General features: G+C 33.4%; 2 protein-coding genes. Both read right to left on the bottom strand.

Annotated features, from left to right (window positions below; genetic code table 11):
- Positions 1-352: 352 nt before the first annotated feature.
- Positions 353-1615, bottom strand: a complete 1263-nt coding sequence (locus ACFDSN_RS11690) for an McrC family protein (RefSeq protein WP_375240037.1) — start codon at positions 1613-1615, stop codon at positions 353-355.
- A 2-nt stretch (positions 1616-1617) separates the two neighbouring features.
- Entirely contained in the window at positions 1618-4827 is a 3210-nt protein-coding gene (locus ACFDSN_RS11685; RefSeq protein ID WP_375240036.1) for an McrB family protein, read from the bottom strand.
- Between the last annotated feature and the right edge of the window lie 107 nt (positions 4828-4934).

Raw genomic sequence — 4934 nt, 5'->3', positions numbered from 1 at the left:
AATAGGTAAACCTTTTTACCCATTTTGTATCAGTGGATAAGAGGTAACACCTAATCCGATTTAAGTAAGCTAAACAAATCACTGATAATTCAAGCAGCTGCTATGAACTGATATTTAGTTCGCTAGGAGATTGTTTAGTGTGTTGTGAGTACTATATCTCTTCAGGCTCCCCTGGCTCAAACACAATCGTGTTCTTCTGTCCTGGTAGTGGCTTGTAATGTTGAAACAAAACACCCATCCCATAGGGAATATCCCCAGGAAACGCATTGCACCCTCCAGATAAAAGTCTTAGGTGTTTACATTTATTACAAATGAAATGTTCCTCTACTGGGCTACTCATTTTATAAACAGTTTAAGATTGAAAGTCTTCCTCTAAAAGCGCTAGCACTTCCTTACCAATAGTAGTGCTTAGCTTATTGTTTTCATCTAGTACGCTAATAAAACCTGATTTACATAAGTGTGTAATTGAGTTTGTTTGATCACCATTCCTAACAAAATCTTCCGTTTCAAACTTTTTGAACGAATTGTAATTGGATTCACCAGGGTACAATAGCATCGCTTTTTGAGCATTCCAAAAACGGTTGTATACATACATTTGCCTTAAGTCTGAAATAGATGAAGATTTATTTTGAGGACGTTTCCATTTGGTATCTATGATGTAAACTTTGTTAGGGTCGTCTTTATGTTGAATTACGACATCGGGTTTTAAGAAATTAGAACCAATAAAAGTCTGACTGTCCTGCCCTTTTACTTCGTAAACAGAGTTTATAAGTTCTTTTCTTAGCTGAATCAAAATATATTCTTCCCAGAGCACATTCATATCAAAAAGTAGGGATAGCATTTTTTCCTTACCACTAGAAATATCAGGTGAATAATTCAAAATAATCAAACGGGCCAATTCAATCGCATCTTTATAACTGCTCGATTTTCTATCTAGTGAAATGCTATTTATTTGTTTCGATGTAATTGTTTTTAGATCAACTTTAGGAAAGTTAAGAAGGACCCTATTTGTTAGGTCATTCAGACGAGTTCCCTTGGTAAATTGGTCTACTATATTTAATGCTTTGTGAAGCACTTGGTGAAGCAAGTGATTGCCGTCGTATACTTGATGAGTTGTATGAAACCTTTCTTTATGAATTAGATTACGTCTAACGTGACCTGCAAACTCTAACTTTCCCTTTAACGCTTTGGTATTCTGTGTTTGTGTTCTGTATTTTTTAATGAGTCCTCTTCTTACTAGGTTTTCTACTTCCAGTAGATACATTTCAAAATAAACCTCTAATAAGTTGAGATGTTGTCTCTTGACGTTTGCAGCCCCTGATGATTTTGCTTTTAGGCGACCACAAGATTTCAGCATATTTATTAAAACGTCTTTCCATTTATGGTCGTCGTCTTCTTTATCCGCTTTGGGGTGTATTTCTATGCTAAGACCATCTACCTGGATAATACCCACGTACTGGTTGAACTTAATCCCTTTTGCGATCGGTTCAAAGTAATTCCCATCATGGTACTCATTAAGCTTCAATAGCGCATCTAAATGCGTTTGTTTAAAGCCATGATCACCAATTTTTAATCGTTGATGCTCAAAGACAGCGATGGTTTTGTGAATGCTCAAAATTAACTTTCTTTGGTTTCAGATAATTGACTTACTGCTTCAATAATAGTTGATTTATCAATTGGTTTCAGGGTGAAGGTAGGGGTTATAAATTCTTCTTTTCCTTCGTAATTGAAACTTGAAAATTGTAAATGTTTATTCTTCTCTCTTTTTATGAATCCTTTTCCGAGTACCAATCCAATTTTACCATAGTCCCCATAAAAATATTCTTGTAACAGGGGTACAATTTTATTTCTAAAGGCACTTGCTAATTTTTCTTTAGTATCTACCCCCACAAAATAAGAATGACCAATGGTGTGATCCCGATCTATCAATAGCTCTATTCTTTGGTTAATGGTTTCTAATACTTTAGAGAGCTTTATCTCACCTACGATTTCGTCTTTAATTACGCTGTAATCTGGCATCATTTCCTTAAATTCAAAACGACGACGTAGTGCAGTATCTAGTGCTTCTACAGAGCGATCTGCGGTGTTCATTGTTCCAATGATATGTAGATTGTTAGGAATAGAAAAAAGTTCTTTAGAGTAAGGCAGTATCACTTCTAATTCTTCTTTATTTCCCTTCCTTTTATCAGTTTCTAGAAGCGTAATGAGCTCTCCAAAAATACTTGAGACATTCCCTCGATTTATTTCATCAATTATAAGCACATAGTTTTTTGAATTAGTTTCTTCCTGTTTAGATTTAGTGAAGTAGCTGTAGTCAAATTTACTCCCAGCCATTTGATAAATTGTTTGTTGCGAGAAGTAACTACCATAAATCTGTTTTATAGGGATTTCAATGTCCGTATAAAGCCAGTTCACTTTTCTAAATTGAGAATAGCGAATAGGAGTTGAGGGGTCACAGTAATAGTTTCCTGAAACAACTCCGATTGCTCTCAATTTTTTGTTTCCATTTGAAATGAAAACTAATTGACCTTCTTCCATCCAAATTGCTAATCTTTCAATCGATGAAATATTGAAATCCATTGAAGTAGAAAAATCTATTCCATTTTCTCTGTACCGATCTCTAATATCGTTTCGGTTTTTAACTCCCCCAAAATCAATGTCTTCACCAAAACCTAATGCAATACAATTGTTCTGTATACAATATTGATAAATCTCGTCATCTTCAGGGTCGTTACTATTACCTAAGGATACCTTGTTTATATTTTTTTTGAATTTATCCTTGTCAATAATGACATCAATTTGAGATTTTTTAGATGATGTGGTAAAGTCAACCATGTTACCTACCAATTCTTTTAAAACCCCATCTTGAATTTCATATTCTAAATCATTGTTAGTGCTTTTATTAGACATTACAGGTTTGATACCTTCTATAAAATCTTCATAACTCATACTTTGATGAAACGTTGTAAATACAATATTACCTTTCTTAACAAAGGCATCAAAGCGCTCTTTTAGTTGTGTTCTGTCAAGCTTATTTTTCTCATAAAACTCAGGGTCCACAATTTGTAAAGCACTGTTTACTGTGTTATATGTTTTTCCAGTACCAGGAGGCCCATATAATATTTGGTTTAGTGGATTTACTATTTTTTTAGTTGAGATATTTTTACTGTCCATAGTGCTTAGTTTTGATTCGTGCCAATCTAAAAAAATCATGAATTCTTCTTCTGTTGCTTTGAAATTTGTTCCTTGATTTCCGCCGTTAAAATCACGTAACCCCTCTTTATTTTCCAAAGTTATTTTTAATACTGGCGTATCTACAAAGTTGTGTGTTATTTTTAAGTCAGCTTTTAAGTTGCTTTTATCTTCTTCGCTCCACAAATCACTAGTAATATCTAGATTTCTAAGATACGGTTCTGAGGTCACCTCTGCTAATGCATAACAACCCGATTTGCTTCCTGTGATCCAGATAATTACTTTATCGCCTACCTTTATTTTATCCTTATGAGAGCTTACTGTCCATTTAGTTAATAGTTCATCACGTAAGGCAGTTTCGAAATCATATATTTTTGGATTCCCTTGAAAAACCCAGTAGTTGGGAGCTTTGTATTCAAAGGTTTCTTTTAAAAATTTTATGTAGTTGTTCTTTCCTAAAATCGCTTTAGGGATGCCATTGCTATTTTTAGAATCATATGCAACAAATTCAGGATTTTTAATGCGTTCTTTCTTACTCATTAAAAATAAAATAGTACTCACTAAACCATTCACTTTTTTAGGATCAACTAGGAAAAAATCTATTTCATCAAAAAAAGAATTGATTTCATCTAATTTTTCCTGAATACTATTTGTAGTGCTACCCAGGAATGAACGATAAGATTCGAACGTATTTTTATTGAGCCATTTCGCAAAATCTTTTTTAACATCAATGAGGCGATCTTGATATTGTTGCCACAAGGCATGACAATATGTAAAATAAGCTTCTTCATCTGTTTTTCGTTTTAAGATGGCTTGATGAAAGTAGGAGATCTGAGTTTTTTTATTATACTCTATCTTTAAATTAGAGGCTATTATACGTAAAGCATCTAATTTAAACATGTTTAGACAATTGTAGTCACCATATAAAAAGGCAATCTTCCACTTATATGCATTCCCTAAATCGATATCATCAATAACAGAAAGCGTATTGTTTTGAGCAGCTTTAGCAATCTTTATGATAATAGTTTTTACAGTTTTAAAAGCGACTTCTTTACTTTCTTCGCCATATTTCTTAAACCAAGCATATTCCCCATCAGTCGTGCGGTTACTCTCTTCCTTCACCTCACTTTGACTAGTACGTTTGTAAATACCAAACTTATAAGAGCTTCCTCCAACAATACTCCCTAGATCTCGCGTTATATGCTCTAGCCAATAACAAAAAGAGTTTTCTCTATTAGTATCTGTATATTCTTCCAAAGTCATTAGCTCCAATCTTTCAATTGGCCAGTAGGCTAAAAAATCCTCTTTTAATTTGTACAGATCTTCATTTGAACTCATATTTTTTGTTTTTTTAATTACAGGTATACCTAAACGTTCAAAAGCATTAAAGCACGGCGTATTTACTCCGCCACTAAAATTATTAATAGGTTCAACTCCTTTGGCATGAAAGTTTGCATAGGCCATAATAGGTTTTGGAGGATAATATTTACCTTTAATTTTAACATCAAAATAGGCGGATTGCTTAAATCCATCTGGAATACCATGAGATTCATAATCTTTTATCGCAAGCTCTATATGTTTTTCTCTTACTTCATCAAACTTCATACGGTGGTCTCTGTCTTTTTTTTTACTCAATAGTTAATACCTGTTTTTTTGCCTTTTTTATTGAGGTGTTCGATTTGTTATTAACGTTTTTAATCTTCTCCATTAATCGTTTCCATTATCTCCCTAAAAGCATTCAG

The sequence above is a fragment of the Aurantibacter sp. genome (genome assembly GCF_042094015.1).
In the GTDB taxonomy this organism is placed as follows: Bacteria; Bacteroidota; Bacteroidia; order Flavobacteriales; family Flavobacteriaceae; genus Aurantibacter.
The sequence above is the reverse complement of the archived record's forward strand: the minus strand, read 5'-3'. Positions and strand labels throughout refer to the sequence as shown.